Below are 16,401 nucleotides of genomic sequence, written 5' to 3'. Positions count from 1 at the left end.
CGGCAGCGCCGGCGGCATGCCGGGAAGCTGCTGTGGTGATGTGGAGCGGAGGAGCCGGAGGCGCGATGCGCTAGCCGTGGCCGTGCAGGGCGGTACGGCGCGTCTTGGGCGCTGCGGCGACGGTCGCGCCGGTCGGGTCGACGACGGTCGGAACCCCGGCGGCCGGGCGCATCCCGGAGGCGGCCTGTTGCAGGCACTGCCTCGAGGAACATGTGCGACCCATGGGCCGAGTGTACGGCCCACCCAGCGGCCCGAGGACCGCCTCCGCCGGCGCTTCCGGCGCATGAAGGCCACCGGTCCGTTACGGCGGCGACCAGCCGAAATCCTCCCCAGCCACGCCGGCCAGGCACTGTCGGCCGCCGCGACCCGCTGGTGGCGCCGAGCGTGACGACCACGCCGTCGGGGGTGTCGACGGTCAGCTTCACATTGCACGAAGCCCCAGGTCAGCGACCTGGGGCTTCGTGCTTTGTCCGTACCGACCCGATCCCACCGCCGTCGAGGCCGGCCCGCTCGCGGAACCGTTCCCCTGTGTGGGTCGTATTTCTCTCCGACAGCGGGAAGGTTGGGTCCGAAACAGCGGGGAGGGCAGCTGGTGAGCGACGGAGCGGCACTTGCGGAGCGGATCGCCGAGCGGCGGGCGGGACAGGGCGATCCCCTGGACATGATCGGCGAGCTGCGGCGGTCCGTGGTCCTCGTCCCCGTCGACTCCGGCGGTCTGTGGACGGCCGAGCTCGGCGGGATCCGGTGGATCTGTGCCTTCACCGGCGAGGCGTCCCTCGCCCGGTTCGCCCGCGCCCGTTCCCTCGCCCCCGGCGCGCAGGCGGACGATGCCACCCGCCCCTGGGACTACGCGGCACTGCGCGGCGCGCGCCTCCTCGACGAGGTCGTGCCCGCCCTGGGCGTGCCCGCCGGGGTGGCCGTCGACATCGCCGACGCGGACCGGTCGATGTTCTTCCCGCCGGTTCGCGGCATCGTCCCCGACTCCGCCGCCGTGGACGACGAAGCCGACGCCGGAGGTGACGTCTGATGGGCAGCGGACCCGAGGACCTGAAGTTCGACCAGGAGAGCATCAAGCGGATCACCGAGGGGATCCGGGCGGCCACCGCCGAACTCCGCGACATCGGCACGGGCACCGGCGCCGTGCTCGGCAAGGGATTCTTCGAGCTCTCGATGACCGGCATGGAGGCCGGGCACCACGGTCTGTCGGCCGACTTCGAGGACTACTGCGAGCGCTGGGAATGGGGCGTGCGGGCGCAGATCCAGGACGCCAACACCCTCGCGGCGACGCTGGGACTGGCCGCCGGACTCGTCTGGGAGGAGGACCAGTACCTCCAGGGCACCTTCAAGATCGCCGTGAACTCCGCCGTGGGCAACCCGCACGCCTCGGAGGCGGACATCGTCAAACAGAACTGGGGCGACGTGTTCACGCCCGACTACCTCAACCCCGACTGGAGCGCCGAATCCTTCGAACGCGCCGGCGACGACGCCGCGCAGACCTGGAAGGACACCGGACGGGCGCTCATGACGGAGGGCCAGGGCGGGAGCCGGGCGCGGATCCTCAACGAGCTTCTCGGGGTGGATCAGGGCGACTTCGACCGTGCGGTGGACGAGACGTTCGGCCCGTCTCCCGAGCAGCGGGCCGCCCAGCAGCAGAACACCGGGGGGAACTGAGCCGTGGGCATCGGGGACTTCATCAGCGACATCACACCGGATGCCGTCGAGGACGTGGTCGAGGACGGGGTCGAGTGGGCCGGCAACCGGGTCGAGGACGCCGGCAACTGGACCGCGGACCGGTTGGACGACGTCGGCTGGGAGTCCGGCGCGGACTGGGTACGCGAACAGTCGCGTTCGGTGGCGAACCGGATGGGCGCCGAGGTCGACGAGATGGACCTCGGTCAGACCGAGGACAAGACCAAGCTGATCTACGGCAGCCCGTCCAAGCTCCGTTCGACCGCCTCCCATCTGCGGGACCTGCAGGCCTCGTTCGACAAGGTGGGTCAGGGCCTCAAGGGCCTCGACGCGTCGGCCGTGAAGGGCGAGGCCGCGGACGCCTTCCGGGAGAAGGTGGCGGTCGAGCCGCCGAAGTGGTTCAAGGGCGCGGACGCCTTCGGCAAGGCCTCCGACGCGCTGACCGGTTTCGCCTCGACCGTGGAATGGGCCCAAGGACAGGCCCAGACAGCCATCGACAAGTGGAAGCAGGGCACCAAGGCGTCCGAGGACGCGGCGAACGCCCACCAGAAGAGCGTCGACGACTACAACAAGGCCGTCGACCGGTACAACGCCGAACCCGCCGACAAGCGGAACCCGGCCTCTCTGCCGCCCAGGCCCGGCGCCTTCAGCGACCCCGGCAAGGTCCTGATGGAGGAGGCGCAGGAGATCCTCGCCGAGGCCCGTAAACAACGCAACACGGCAGCCGAGACCGCCCGCACGGCAGTCCGGGCGGCACGGGACGCGGCCCCGCCCAAACCCTCGTACGCCGAGCAGGCCAAGGACGGCCTCGACGAACTGCAGCTGATGCAGACGCACTTCGGCGGCGGCATCATCAAGGGCACGGCCGGTCTGCTCAGTTTCGTCCGAAGCGTCAACCCCACCGACCCGTACAACCTCACCCACCCCGCCGAGTACTTCACCCAGCTCAACAGCCTCGCCGCCGGGCTCGTACAGGTCGCCAACGACCCCATGGGCGCGGGCAAGCAGATGCTCGACAACTTCATGAAGGACCCGGCGGAGGGCCTCGGCAGGCTCGTCCCCGACCTGTTGCTCACCGCCGCCACCGGCGGCGGTGGCGCGGCGGTCAAGGGCGCACGGGTCGCCGCGGAGGCGGCGGACCTCGCCAAGGACGCCAACCGTGCCCGCACACTGCTCGACGACGCTCCCCCCGGCACCCACAACCGGCCCGACGCCGAGCGCCCGGTCGGCGAGACCGACCCGGTGGACCTGGCCTCCGGCCGGATGTTCCTGCCACAGACCGACCTGGTGCTGCCCGGCGCGCTGCCGCTGACCTTCACCCGGCGCGCCGAGTCCGGGTACACGCTGGGCCGGTTCTTCGGCCCGTCCTGGTCCTCGACCGTGGACGAGCGACTGACGGTCGACGCGCGCGGCGTCGTCCACGTCACCGACGACGGCCTCCTGCTCCCCTATCCGCACCCGGTGCCCGGCGTCCCCACCCTTCCCGAGTCGGGCACCGCGCGCCGGCTCCTGGCCCGCCACGACAACGGCGACTACACGCTCACCGATCCGGTGACCGGCCTGATCCGCCGGTACACCGCACCGGCCGGTGCCGAGCCGGGCGGGGACGGAGTGGCCTGGCTCACCGGCATCGACGACCGCAACGGGCACGCCATCACGGTGGACCGCGCCGAGGACGGCACCCCCCTCGCCCTCGTCCACTCGGCGGGTCATCACGTGGGCCTCGACACCGAGGACGGTCGGGTGACCCGCCTCGCCGTGCGGCTCCCGGGCGGCGCCGCTCAGGACGTCGTCCGCTACGGCTACACCGACGGCGACCTGACCACCGTCACCAAGCCCTCCGGGGCCACCCTCGCCTTCGCCTACGACGACCGGCACCGGGTCATCACCTGGACCGACTCCAACGACAGCCGCTACGACTACGTCTACGACGAGGAGGACCGGGTCGTCGGAGAGGGCGGCGGAGCCGGCCACCTCCAACTCACCCTCGCGTACGGCTCCCCCGACCCGGTCACCGGGCACCGCACCACCACCCTGACCACGGCCGACGGCCGTGTCGTCCGCCATCTCGTCGACGGCGCCTCCCGCGTCGTGGCCACCACCGACCCGCTCGGAAACACCACCCGTTTCACCCATGACCGGCACGGCAACGTACTCACCCGCACCGACCCGCTCGGCCGGACCACCACCTTCACCTACGACGCCGACGGCCGGCTGCTCGTCGTCGTCCGCCCCGACGGCGGCCGCGTCGCCGTCCGGCGCGATGCGCGCGGGCTCCCGGTCGAGTTCACGGACGCGGACGGCACGCGCATCCGTCAGGAGTACGACGAGCGCGGCAACCTGACGGCGGTCACCGACGCCGCGGGCCACACCACGCGATACGCCTATGACGAGCAGGGCCACCCGCTGTCCCGTACGACCGGGACCGGGGCCGTCATCACGTACCGCAGCGACGCGGCCGGACTGCCCCTGGCGGTGACCGACCCGCTCGGGGCCACCACCCAATACGAACGCGACGCCTTCGGCCGGCTCGTCCGCGTCACGAACCCGCTCGGCGGCGTCACCACTCTGGAGTGGGACGCCGACGGCGGACTGGCCCGGCGCACCCATCCGGACGGCTCCGCCGAGACCTGGACGTACGACGGCGAAGGCAACTGCACCTCCCACACCGACCGGGCGGGCCTCACCAGCCGCTTCGAGTACACACACTTCGACCTCCTGGCCGCTCGTACCGGCCCGGACGGGGCCCGCCACACCTTCGAGCACGACGCCGCCCTGCGACTCACCAAGGTCACCGACCCGCGCGGCCTGACCTGGTCGTACACCTACGACCGGGCCGGACGGACCGTTGCCGAGACCGACTTCGACGGACGGACCGTCTCCTACGTCCGCGACGCGGCCGGGCAGGTGACCGCGCGGACCAACGCGGCCGGCGAGACGGTGAGCTATGAGCGCGACGCGCTCGGCCAGGTCGTCCGGAAGGAGGCATCCGGCGCCGTCACCACCTACTCCTACGACCGCGCCGGGCGCATCGTCCACGCGGCCGGGCCGGACGGCGAACTCGTCCGGCAGTACGACCGCCGTGGCGACCTGAAGGCGGAGATCGTCGACGGCCGGCTGCTCTCCTTCGCCTACGACACGGCCGGGCGCCGCGCCCGCCGCACCACGCCCACGGGGCACGTGACCTCCTACGAGTACGACGCGGCGGGCCGCCTCACGACGCTGACCAGCGGCACCCGCCGGATCGGCTTCGCCCACGACCCGGTCGGACGCGAGGTGTGCCGGTCCATCGGCGGCGCGGCCGGCCCGGACACCTCGCTGACGCTGGCCTCCGTCTGGGACGAGGCCGGCCGGCTGACCGAACAGCAGCTGACCGCCGGCGCCCGCACCGTCAACCGGCGCGCCTACACCTACCGCGTCGACGGTCACCTCACCGCACTGGACGACGCCCTGCGCGGCTCCTTCCGCTACGACCTCGACACCGCGGGCCGGGTCACCACGGTGACGGGCACCGACTGGACCGAGACGTACGCCTATGACGCGGCCGGAGCCCAGACCTCCGCCTCCTGGCCCGCGGAGCACGCCGGCCACGAGGCGACCGGCTCCCGCACCTACGAGGGCACCGCCGTCACCCGCGCCGGAGCCGTGCGCTACGAGCACGACGCCGCCGGCCGGATCACCGTGCGCCGCAGGACGCGGCTCTCCCGGAAGGCCGACACCTGGCACTACACCTGGGACGCCGAGGACCGGCTCACCGCCCTCACCACCCCCGACGGGACCCGCTGGCGCTACCGGTACGACCCGCTGGGCCGCCGCACCGCGAAGCAGCGACTGGCGGCGGACGGCACGACGGTCGTCGAGGACGTGCGGTTCACCTGGGACGGCTGGACCTTGTGCGAACAGACCGCCGCCGCCCCCGGAATCACTCGGCCCGTCGCCCTCACCTGGGACCACCGTGGCGTACGACCGCTGTCCCAGACGGAACGCGTGCTCGCGGCGGACGCCTCCCAGGAGGTGTTCGACGAGCGCTTCTTCGCCATCGCCACCGACCTCGTCGGGACCCCCACCGAACTCGTCTCCGAGTCCGGCGACATCGCGTGGCTCACCCGCGCCACGCTGTGGGGCACCACCACCTGGTCCAAGAACGGAACCACGTACTCCCCGCTGCGCTTCCCCGGGCAGTACTTCGACTCCGAGTCCGGCCTGCACTACAACCTGCACCGGCATTACGACCCCGCGACCGCCCGCTATCTGACGCAGGACCCGCTCGGACTCGCGCCCGGTCCCAACCCCTCGGCCTACGTGCACAACCCGCACACCTGGGCCGACCCACTGGGCCTCGCCCCCTACGACCCCCTGCGCGAGGGATACACCTCGCAGCCGGGCTTCGAGAAGGACCCCTACCACCCCGACATCGTCGAGCAGCGCATCAAGGAGAACCGCGAGCTCTACGGCATCAAGGACCCCGCCGACAAGGGCATGATCGGGGCGAACGGACCCCAGATCACCAGCAAGACGCTGTGGAACCATGGGCCGTACCGGATCGACGTGGAGAATCCCAACCCGGGCCAGCGGCCCGGACAGCTGCACTTCCAGGATCAGAGCAACAAGGGCGCGAAGTACCAGTTCGACTTCGACTCCGGGAAGTTCGAGGGTCTACCTCGAAGCATCGAGAAGGCCGTGGGCGGCAATCCCGGCTTCATCGCCGGCATCAGGAAGGGTCTCGCCGCACTCGGCGAAGGGTAGACGTGCGCACCAACCAGTGGATGAGGAAGCTCCTCGCGGACGCGGATCTGGCCGGTCTGTCCTCGTCGGACGTCCCCCCGATGTTCCAGGAGGTCGTCGAGCGGGGCTGGTCGGTGACAGGGAGCGGCGCGCGGGTGCTCACCGATCTCTGTCCCGACGTGGCGGGGTCCTACTTCGACCGCCTGACGGAGGAGACCACGATCAACGGCCGTGGGATGACGGACTACGACCTCTCCACCGAGCCCGCCGCCACGGACGAACGCGCGAGCGTGCTGCTGCGCCGATGCCTCGCGTACGCCGCCGGCTGCCTGCGGTCGGCACAGGATCACTTCGGCGACGACAAGGTGCGGGCGTACGTCTCGCTGTCCCTGGGCGGGCTCGACGACGACCTCCTGACCGCCCAGGTCACCTTCTGCACACCACTGCCGGACACCGCGCCCTACATCACCGGCCTCGAACAGGTACAGGATGCCGCCGTGGCGGAGCTCTCCGTAGGTGATTGCCCGGACGGAGGGACTGCCTGACGAGGCGACCGTGCCCTTACGTGCCGGTAGCGGCGGTGAACAGCGGCCACCCCACGGTCACGACCTCTACCAACCCACTGGGGGATACGGGATGGCCACAGCACAGGGCTCCCTACGAGACACCCGTCACCGCCGCCTCGGCCTCGTGGCTGTCTGCGCCGTCACCGCGCTGGCCGCCGTCGGGGTCTCCGGCTGCTCGCAGGACGCCGCCGACGAACAGCCATCCCAAGGGTTCGTGATGAACCTTGGCGGCGAGATCGCCGTCCTCGAGGGCATGGACGGCAAGCCCGAGATCGTGGGCCAACGGCCGGATGGCACCGAGACGTTGGACACGTATCGACTCACCGCTCCACGCCAATTGGACACCGGTGACATCGTCGGCATCCGCGACGGTGAGGTCGTGGCCATCTCACCCGATGATCCCGTCAAGGCACCCTCGCTCGGACAGGCGACCGCGTGGTTTCCCAGCGTCGACAAGGGGAAGGTGTGGGCGGTCACCGAGCAGACCGCTGCGGACTGCGAGGGCCGGGGACTGCCCACCACGGTGCGCGCGAAGTACACCGTCGCCGACACGTGTAGCTGTGTCCGGGCCGGACCGTCCAGTCATCCGCTCTTCCACGAAGCCCCACGTCAGCTGACCTGGGGCTTGTTTGTTGTCCGGATCTCTCAGTCTGAGCGGGGCCCGAACCCCCTGACGATCAGCCACCCGGCCAGCGCCAGCTCCCAGGCGAACACCGGGAGCGCGGCGGCCGCCCCCGCCGCGGAGAGCTGGGTGTAGGCCCCGAACATCACGGCGACGGCCGAGGCGCAGATCAGCGGTCCGCCGACCAGTCCGAGCACGGCGATGAAGCGCGGTACGAGGCGTGCGCGGTACGCCAGGTACGCGAGCAGGACGGTGTTCAGGCCGAGGGCGATGTTGGGCCCGAGCAGGAACGTCCAGTCGTGCACGGCCACCAGCGCGGCATCGGCGCCGTCCGTCGCCCCCGCGTCCCGTCGCAGGGTGACCAACGCCAGGACGGCGACGATACCGACGGCGATGACGGCCGCCTCAAGGAGCCGCCCGAAGGCGTACCCGAGCGCGAGCCCCTCGCCGTGGCGCCGCAGGACGGGGAACAGTGCCGCCCCGGTACCCGTCACCGCCACCACCAGCACGATCTCGCAAAGCACCCCCAGCAGCGCCCGCGTGTCGGCGCCCTGCGCGAGCCGGCCGTCCGCCGCGCCCAGCAGGGGGCGGTAGAGAACCGCCCCGGCTATCGCGGCGGCCTCGGTCAGCAGGAACAGCGACCCGGCGGCCACCGCGGTTCTCCGGTCCGGACTCATCTTTCTGTACCCCTCGCTCGATGGAGGTGTACGCCGTACACCTTTCGGCGATCGTAGGTGTACGGCGTACACTCGTCAAGGAGGAAGTCGTCGAGGAGGGAAGGGGCCGGACCGGAATGACCCGGCAGGAAGCCACGCGCACGCAACGGATCCCCCTGAACAGGGACCGCGTCCTGCGCGCCGCAGTCGCGCTCGCCGACTCCACAGGCATCGACGCGCTCAGCATGCGAAGGCTCGCGCAGGAGCTGGACGTCGTACCGATGGCCCTCTACAAGCACGTGGCCAACAAGGAGGAGCTGCTCGACGGCATGGCCGACGCCGTCGTCGGCGAGATCGACCCGCCGGCCGCGGGCCCCGACTGGCAGCGCGTGGTCCGCGGGCGGATCCTCTCGGCCCGGCAGGTCCTGCTGCGCCACCCCTGGGCGGTCCGGGTCATCGAGTCACGGACCGGCCCCACCCCCGCCGTGCTCGCATACCTGGACTCGATGGCCGGGACCTTCCGCGACGGCGGCCTCTCCGCCGACCTCACGCACCACGTCATGCACGCGATGGGCAGCCGACTCCTCGGCTTCAGCCAGGAACTGTTCGACACCTCGGGCCCCTCGGGCCCACCGGACCCCGGGCTGGCGGCGCGCCACCCGAACATCGCGGAACTGGCCGCGACGGCCGCACATGACGGGGGCTCCACGGTCGGCGGCGGCTGCGACGACCAGTTCGAGTTCGAATTCGCCCTGGACCTCCTCCTGGACGGCTTCGAGAACCTCCGCCGCCAGGGCTGGACTTCCGCGCGGAAGGCGTAGCGGGGGGAGAGAAAACCAGCCGCGACGCGATGCGCCGGGCGATGCGCGGGTCGTGCGACGTGAGCTGACGGGTGCGTGCCGGTCTGGGGTCCGCTCTCGCGACCAGCGAGTGGAGTCCGTCCGCATTGCCGGCGTCTCCGGCCGTGCTGGTCATGGCCTCGCCTGCCGATAGGCGGCTACCGCCGGGGACGCAGTCGGCGGTCGGCGGTCGGCGGCCAGACCCTCTCCAGGGACCGATGCGGTGAAATCTGGAGACCGTCGCGGCGGGCGGGCGCGGATCGGCCGTCCGGCCGCGGCGGGCGCGGCTGGCGACTTCCACCGGTCGCGCTGGGCTTCGAACGCCTCGGTCAGCAGACCGGAAGAGGCGGCCGTCCCGGCTTGCCCTGCTGACGGAGCGAGATCCGGTTTCACAGGTCCCCGGATTCGAGGACCAGCGGACCAGGCGCGCCCCGGCGCATGCGACCACAGGATGACCCGCACCGGGCTGCCGGGGATTATTTGATAGGAACCTTTACTGACCACCTCTACTCAGGCAGCATGGCGTGTACCTGGCAACCTCGTCGAGGGGTGACACATGACGCACCGCCGCACGTACCACCGCATGCCGTCGATCCTGCTGGCCGCGCTCCTTCTGGCCCTGCTCGGGCCGCTGCTCTCCTCCGCGCCCGCCGGAGCCGCTCCCGTCTGGACGCTCCGCTGGTCCCCCGATCCGAGTGCCGAGGGCCTGGGCGCCTTCGAGACCATCGAGGACGACCGGGCCGATTCGCATCCCGAGGCCGGACCCCACATCAAGGTCGCGAACGGCGCCTATCGATTTGACATGCACATGATTGATCGCGATACGGCCACCGACCGGCAGCGCCACGAGGTCACCGGCAACCGGACCTCATCCTCCGGCTACCTCCAGTGGAAGCTCGGCGAGACCTGGAGGGTGACGTACTCGATGTACATCCCCAGCTCGCTGATGGCCACGACGAGCTTCACCCACATCATGCAGACCAAGCAGCCCGGCCCCGGCACCTCGCCGATCACGGTCACCTCACTGCGCCGGGTGAACGGCGTGCAGACCATCGAGCACAAGGTCTTCGCCGGGGACGTCCTGGTCGGCCGGACCAACCTGGAGCCCCTCCAGAACAAGTGGATCGACATCGAGTACGAGATCAAGATCGGCGACGGCACGGCGGGCTCGGTGCGCTGGGTGGTCAGGAACGGCACCACCACGGTCGTCGACGCGACCAAGACCGGCGTCGACACCTTCCTCGCCGACCGGGTCCGGCCCAAGTGGGGCATCTACCGCTCCCTCGGCGACACCTCCGGCTCCCTGCGCGACACCTACCTCCTGCTCCGCAACATGCGCGCCTACCAGCTCACCGGCGGCACCACCCCCGCACCGGGCACGGAGGCACTCCTCTCGCAGGGGCGGCCGGCCTCGGCCTCCTCCACGGAGGGCGCGGGCTTCGAACCCGGCCTGGCCTTCGACGGCCAGAGCGGCACGCGCTGGGCTTCCGCCGAAGGGGCCGACCCCCAATGGCTCCGCGTCGACCTCGGCACCACCGCCGCGCTGACGCGGGTCCGCCTGGACTGGGAGGCCGCGTACGCCTCCGCCTACCGGATCCAGTCGTCCACGGACGGCACCACCTGGACCGACCGCGCCACCGTCACGGGAGGCGACGGCGGCACCGACGACATCACGGTGACGGGCAACGCACGCTACGTCCGCGTATACGGCACCCAGCGGGCCACCCCGTACGGCTACTCGCTCTACGAGCTCAAGGTCTACGGCACCACCGGCGGCTCCCCGACCCCGGCGCAGGCCCCGAACCCAGCCTAGGCGCACACCTGTCCGACGCGGGCCAGGACCCCGCCGGGGTCCTGGCAGACGGCGGGCTTCACCGCGACGGTGTCGCAGGAGCAGAGGCCCACCAGGTCGAGGGCGCCGCGACGGTGTAGCCGAGGGACTCGTACAGCGGCCTGCCCAGCTTCGAAGCGGTGAGCGTGACCGGCAGGTCGGCCAGGTGGGCGAGGGAACCGAGCATGACGGCCCGCCCCACGCCACTCGACCGGAAGGCCGGCGACGTACCGACCCAGTAGTGGCTTCCGATGCCGTCGTCCACGACGCTGACGCAGGCTCCCGCGGCCACGCCGTCGCGCAGGGCGACGAACACGTCCACGCCCGGCTGCTCGATCAGCGCCGTCGGGAACAGCTCGCCGGGACGGTAGGGCTCGAATCCGGCCAGCTCGAAGCCCTCGATCACGATCCGCTCAGCCGCCTGGAGGTCCTCGGCCCGCCGTACGCGGATCACGTCCAACTCCGGTTCGCCGACGGGCCCCGGCCCGCGCAGCATGACCGGCATCCGCCAGCTGCGCATGCCCAGGTGGCTCAGGTCGGTCGAGCTGAACGGATCCTCGGCGTTCACCGGCCTCGCGGCCCGGCGAGCCCGCTCGCTCAACCCGCTCAACTCGGCCAGCTCGCCCGGGTCGAGGTCGGACTCCTGGATCAGGATCCGCAGGCCGGCACGCTCGTCACCGTCGACCGCGACGAATCCGCGGCGCCGGATGACCTCGTGCCCCCGGGCTCGGCCGGTCGCGATCCAGAAGGCGGCGGAGTTACGGGCCTGACGCATCGGCGCCTCGGCCAGGGGCACGGACGTGGGCCGGTCGGCCGAAGTGGATCCTGTTGTCATGTCGCTTACGGTAGTGCGCAGTTGACCCCCCACACGGGCCAATTCCATGCGCGCCGACTGGGCCACTCTTGGGCCGGGCCATCTGGCGATCACAAGCGGCTCCAGGTGAGGCGACCACGCCCTGGCCGGTCGCGCGGCCCTGGGCCGACGGCTACCGACGCACCCGCGGCGCCGGCCCTCCGCGTCGGCACGGGGCGGACCGGTGGTTCGCGGTGCGGCCTTTGGTCGCTTCTCCCGCCGGCGCTAAGGTGAGGCGCCTTACTCGGCGGATCTCCCCTGGGGGAGGTGGGGATGGGGCTCATGGACGCGGACCACGCGGGGCTGGTCGTCGCGGCGCAGGCCGGTGACGATCGGGCGCGCGAGGAGCTGATCGCCGCGTACCTGCCCTTGGTCTACAACATCGTCGGGCGAGCGCTGAGCGGACATGCCGACGTCGACGACGTCGTCCAGGAGACCCTGCTGCGCGTGGTGCGCGACCTGCCCGCCCTGCGGGCACCGGAGAGCTTCCGGTCCTGGTTGGTGTCGATCACACTGCGCCAGATCAACACCCACTGGCACCGGCAGCGCGCCTTCGCCGACCGGACCACGGTCCTCGACCAGGCACGTGAGATACCGGACGCGGGCGCCGAGCACGAGGACGTGACGATCCTGCGTCTGCACGTGTCGGACGAACGTCGCCAGGTGGCCGAAGCCGGCCGGTGGCTCGACCCGGACCACCGGATGCTGCTGTCGCTGTGGTGGCAGGAGTCCGCCGGCCTGCTGAGCCGTGACGACATCGCCGCCGCGACGGGGCTCTCCGTCGCCCATGTCGGAGTACGCCTGCAGCGCATGCGCGAGCAGCTGGACCTGAGCCGGACGATCGTCGCAGCCCTGGAGGCCGACCCGCGCTGTCCGCAGCTGGACGAGACCGTCGCCGGCTGGGACGGTGTCCGTGCGTCGGTGTGGCGCAAGCGGATCGCGCGACACACCCGCGGCTGCCCGGTCTGCACGGCGCCGACGACGCAGCGGGTTCCCGCCGAACTCCTGCTCCTCGGCATCGCGCCGCTGGCCGTCCCCGCCGGGCTCCTCGCCGCGCTGGCCGCCAAGGGGCTGCTGTCGGGCACGACCGCGAGCGCCGCCGGGCTGGTCACGGCACACGCCGCCGGCACGGCGACAGCGACGGCCACGGCGACGGGGGCGGGGGCGGGGGCGACGGCGGGAGGCGGTCTGCACAGCGGGCTGACCGGCGCGGTCCACGCGGTGACCGCTCATCCGCTGGTCAGCCTCGCCGCCGGCGCCGTGCTCGTCGCCGGGACCGCCACCTACGCGGCCTGGCCCGAACCGGCTCCTCGGGAGCCCGGCGTCCTCGCCGCGCCCACGGTCGGCACTCCCACGCCGAGCCCGTCGCGCACCGTCCCGTCGGCCGGACCGTCCCCGGTGAGTCCGTCCGCCGTCCCGTCCGCCGTCGCGGGCACCGTCCCGTTGGGCGCCCAGTCGCTGGAGTCCGTGGACCAGCCCGCCCTGTACGTCACGTACGACGGCGACTTCGCGACGCTCGGCCGGGTCTCCGCGTCCAGCAGCACGCGGACACGGCAGCGGGTCACCTTCACGGTCGTCGTGGGGCTGGCCGACACGCGGTGCGTCACCTTCCGGGCCGCAGACGGCCGGTATCTTCGCCACCACTACCTGCGGCTGCGGCTGAGCACCGACGACGGCAGCGCACTGTTCCGTGAAGACGCCACCTTCTGTCCCCGTCCCGGGGCGGTCGCCGGGTCCGTGACCCTGCACGCGCACAACTATCCCGGGTCGGTCCTCCGCCACCGCGACGGTGGCGTCTGGCTCGACGGCTCCGACGGCACCCGGGCCTTCGCCGGTCAGGCCTCCTTCATCGTGCGCCGGGCCGGGGTCTGAGAACCGCTCCCCGAGCCACGACCGGACGGCGGGGTCCGGCGTAACGCTTTCCGCCCGCGAGATGCGTCACGGAGCAATCGTCCGGACGGGGCGACTTTTCTGTTACGACGCCGCGAGCCCGGAGGCCTCCCTTGTGTGGGGTTCACTTCCCGCCGCTCACCATGACGTGCCGGCGTGGCAGGTTCCCCGACTTCCCGTTGACGCATCCCGGAAGAAGGTCCCTCCCATGACGCGACATGCCCGCACGATCACGGCACCCAGGGTGTCCCGCCGCCCCCGAGGAAACTCATGAAGGGCCTGCACCGGCTCAGCCGACGTCGCCGGACGGTGACGGCAGGACTCGCGGCCGCGGCGGTCGTGGCCGGTGTCGTGACGCTCCTGCCCAGCTCCGCCGGAGCCGCGAACCTCGGCACGCAGGCGGCCCCCTCGGGCAGGTACTTCGGCACCGCCGTGGCCGCCGGCCGGCTCGGCGACTCGGCATACACCGCGATCGCCGACCGCGAGTTCAACATGATCACCCCGGAGAACGAGATGAAGTGGGACGCCGTCGAGCCGTCCCGCGGCACCTTCACCTTCGGCCCCGCCGACCGGATCGTCGACCGTGCGAAGGCGAACGGCCAGCGGGTGCGCGGCCACACCGCGGTCTGGCACTCGCAGCTGCCCGCCTGGGTCGGCTCGATCGGCGACGCGAACACGCTGCGCGGTGTGATGAACCGTCACATCACGACCACGATGACCCACTTCAAGGGCAAGGTCTACGCCTGGGACGTGGTCAACGAGGCGTTCGAGGACGGCCCCGGCGGCCGGCTGCGCGGCTCGGTGTTCCAGAAGGTCCTGGGCGACGGCTTCATCGCGGAGGCGTTCCGCACCGCCCGTGCGGCCGACCCCTCGGCCAAGCTCTGTTACAACGACTACAACATCGAGAACTGGTCGGACGCCAAGACCCAGGGCGTCTACAGGATGGTCAAGGACTTCAGGTCCCACGGCGTTCCCCTCGACTGCGTCGGGCTCCAGAGCCACTTCGGAGCGGACGGCCCGCCGGCGAGCTTCAGGACCACCCTGGCCAACTTCGCCGCCCTGGGCGTGGACGTCCAGATCACCGAGCTGGACATCGCCCAGGCATCGCCCGCCCACTACGCCGAAGCGGTCAAGGCCTGCCTGTCCGTGACCCGTTGCACCGGCATCACGGTGTGGGGCGTACGGGACAGCGACTCCTGGCGCAGCGGCGAGACCCCGCTGCTGTTCGACAGGAACGGCAGGCCCAAGCCCGCGTACACCGCCGTCATGAACGCCCTCGGCTCCGGCCCGGGTACCACCCCGAGCAAGCCGACCGACGGTAGCGGTAGCGGTTCCGGTACCAGTGCCGGTACGGGGCAGATCAAGGGCGTGGCCTCCGGCCGCTGTCTCGACATCCCCGCCTCGACCACCGCCAACGGCACCCGGGCGCAGCTGTGGAGCTGCAGCGGGCAGGCCAACCAGCGTTGGACCCGTACCGCCGGCAAGCAGCTGAAGATCCACGGCGACAAGTGCCTGGACGCCAAGGGCAAGGGCACCGCCAACGGCACCGCGGTGGTCGTCTGGGACTGCAACGGCGGCACCAACCAACAGTGGAACGTCAACACCGACGGCACGATCGCCGGTGTCCAGTCCGGGCTGTGCCTCGACGCCGTCGGCGCGGGCACCGCCGACGGCACCAGGATCCAGTTGCACTCCTGCTGGTCCGGCGGCAACCAGAAGTGGACCGCCCCGTCCGGGTCGGGCGCCGGTACGTGCGCTCTTCCGTCGACGTACCGGTGGAGTTCGACGGGTGCCCTGGCGCAGCCGGCGAACGGGTGGGCCGCGGTGAAGGACTTCACCAGCGTGGTGCACAACGGCAAGCACCTGGTCTACGCGTCGAGCGCGTCGGGAACGTCGTACGGCTCGATGACGTTCAGTCCCTTCACCCACTGGACGGACATGGCGTCCGCCGGACAGAAGGCGATGAGCCGGCCCGCCGTCGCGCCCACGCTGTTCTACTTCGCACCCAAGAAGATCTGGGTCCTCGCGTACCAGTGGGGCCAGTGGCCCTTCATCTACCGCACGTCGAGCGACCCCACCGACCCCGAGGGCTGGTCCGCGCCGCAGCCGCTGTTCACCGGCAGCATCCCCCGCACCGACTCCCCCACCGGCCCGATCGACCAGACGCTGATCGCCGACGACCGCAACATGTACCTGTTCTTCGCCGGTGACAACGGCAGGATCTACCGGGCGAGCATGCCGATCGGGAACTTCCCCGGCAACTTCGGCTCGTCGTACACGACGGTCATGAGCGACACGGAAGCCAAGCTGTTCGAGGCGCCCCAGGTCTACAAGGTCCAGGGCCGGCAGCAGTACCTCATGATCGTCGAGGCCAAGGGCGCGAACGGGCGCTACTTCCGCTCGTTCACGGCCTCCGGTCTGGATGGCTCGTGGACCCCGCAGGCCGCCACCGAGAGCAACCCCTTCGCGGGCAAGGCCAACAGCGGTGCCACCTGGACCGACGACATCAGCCACGGCGACCTGGTCCGTGCCAATCCCGACCAGACCATGACGATCGACCCCTGCGACCTGCAGTTCCTCTACCAGGGCAAGTCCCCCACCGCGGGCGGTCCCTACGACCGGCTGCCGTACCGGCCGGGTGTCCTCACGCTGCGGCGCTGACCGCTCCTCGCCGCCGCCCGCTGTTCCGGGTCCAGGCGGCTGAACTGCCGTTCCACGGTGACACGCAAG

The 16,401-nt window shown here is 71.4% G+C and carries 12 protein-coding genes and 1 pseudogene; 9 read left to right on the top strand and 4 right to left on the bottom strand.

The annotated features are described in order from the left end of the window. Positions 1–70: 70 nt before the first annotated feature. Positions 71–223, bottom strand: a complete 153-nt coding sequence (locus tag IO20_RS40380; RefSeq protein ID WP_157850800.1) for a hypothetical protein — start codon at positions 221–223, stop codon at positions 71–73. 369 nt (positions 224–592) lie between these two features. Here IO20_RS40380 and IO20_RS0124240 point away from each other — a divergent pair, with 369 nt between their 5' ends. The 4 genes from IO20_RS0124240 to IO20_RS41020 are packed head-to-tail and all read left to right on the top strand — an operon-like array spanning position 593 to position 6,959. Then, on the top strand, positions 593–1,027 hold the full coding sequence (locus IO20_RS0124240) for a hypothetical protein (protein WP_030553209.1): 435 nt from the start codon (positions 593–595) through the stop codon (positions 1,025–1,027). Continuing rightward, a complete protein-coding gene (locus IO20_RS0124235; protein ID WP_030553211.1) occupies positions 1,027–1,671 on the top strand; it encodes a hypothetical protein in 645 nt (214 codons plus the stop codon). The genes IO20_RS0124240 and IO20_RS0124235 overlap by 1 nt, the downstream gene beginning before the upstream one ends. A gap of 3 nt (positions 1,672–1,674) precedes the next feature. Beyond that, positions 1,675–6,435, top strand: a complete 4,761-nt coding sequence (locus tag IO20_RS42035; RefSeq protein WP_030553212.1) for a putative T7SS-secreted protein — start codon at positions 1,675–1,677, stop codon at positions 6,433–6,435. A gap of 2 nt (positions 6,436–6,437) precedes the next feature. Next, positions 6,438–6,959 carry a hypothetical protein gene (locus IO20_RS41020; RefSeq protein ID WP_245685019.1) on the top strand — a complete coding sequence of 174 codons (522 nt, stop codon included), beginning with the start codon at positions 6,438–6,440 and terminating at the stop codon, positions 6,957–6,959. 112 nt (positions 6,960–7,071) lie between these two features. Here IO20_RS41020 and IO20_RS0124220 read toward each other — a convergent pair whose 3' ends face one another. Next, complete coding sequence (locus IO20_RS0124220) at positions 7,072–7,263, bottom strand: hypothetical protein (protein ID WP_031127641.1); 192 nt, start codon at positions 7,261–7,263, stop codon at positions 7,072–7,074. Positions 7,264–7,625: 362 nt separating this feature from the next. Next, the gene (locus tag IO20_RS0124215) at positions 7,626–8,279 is read right to left on the bottom strand and encodes a DUF4386 domain-containing protein (RefSeq protein WP_030553215.1); all 654 of its coding nucleotides are present in this window, start codon (positions 8,277–8,279) and stop codon (positions 7,626–7,628) included. 116 nt (positions 8,280–8,395) lie between these two features. Here IO20_RS0124215 and IO20_RS0124210 point away from each other — a divergent pair, with 116 nt between their 5' ends. The 3 genes and pseudogenes from IO20_RS0124210 (at position 8,396) to IO20_RS41015 (ending at position 10,910) form a co-directional block, all read left to right on the top strand. Beyond that, positions 8,396–9,079 (top strand): TetR/AcrR family transcriptional regulator C-terminal domain-containing protein, encoded by a 684-nt coding sequence (locus IO20_RS0124210; protein WP_030553216.1) that lies wholly within the window; start codon positions 8,396–8,398, stop codon positions 9,077–9,079. 601 nt (positions 9,080–9,680) lie between these two features. Then, a pseudogene (locus IO20_RS38800) lies at positions 9,681–10,448 on the top strand (heparin lyase I family protein); the annotation flags it as partial. After that, entirely contained in the window at positions 10,431–10,910 is a 480-nt protein-coding gene (locus IO20_RS41015; RefSeq protein WP_211270418.1) for a discoidin domain-containing protein, read from the top strand. The pseudogene IO20_RS38800 and the gene IO20_RS41015, both read left to right, overlap by 18 nt. A gap of 58 nt (positions 10,911–10,968) precedes the next feature. Here the strand turns inward: IO20_RS41015 and IO20_RS0124200 are convergent, their stop codons facing one another. Beyond that, on the bottom strand, positions 10,969–11,763 hold the full coding sequence (locus IO20_RS0124200) for a GNAT family N-acetyltransferase (RefSeq protein WP_031127640.1): 795 nt from the start codon (positions 11,761–11,763) through the stop codon (positions 10,969–10,971). Positions 11,764–12,063: 300 nt separating this feature from the next. On the opposite strand from IO20_RS0124200, the gene IO20_RS0124195 reads away from it, so the two are divergent. Both IO20_RS0124195 and IO20_RS0124190 read left to right on the top strand, forming a co-directional pair. Beyond that, the gene (locus tag IO20_RS0124195; protein ID WP_106978638.1) at positions 12,064–13,653 is read left to right on the top strand and encodes a sigma-70 family RNA polymerase sigma factor; all 1,590 of its coding nucleotides are present in this window, start codon (positions 12,064–12,066) and stop codon (positions 13,651–13,653) included. A 288-nt stretch (positions 13,654–13,941) separates the two neighbouring features. Continuing rightward, the gene (locus tag IO20_RS0124190) at positions 13,942–16,332 is read left to right on the top strand and encodes a non-reducing end alpha-L-arabinofuranosidase family hydrolase (protein ID WP_030553220.1); all 2,391 of its coding nucleotides are present in this window, start codon (positions 13,942–13,944) and stop codon (positions 16,330–16,332) included. Positions 16,333–16,401: the final 69 nt, after the last annotated feature.

It is taken from the genome of Streptomyces exfoliatus, assembly GCF_000725545.1.
GTDB classification, from domain to species: domain Bacteria; phylum Actinomycetota; class Actinomycetes; order Streptomycetales; family Streptomycetaceae; genus Streptomyces; species Streptomyces exfoliatus.
This window is presented reverse-complemented; position numbering and strand designations above follow the sequence as displayed.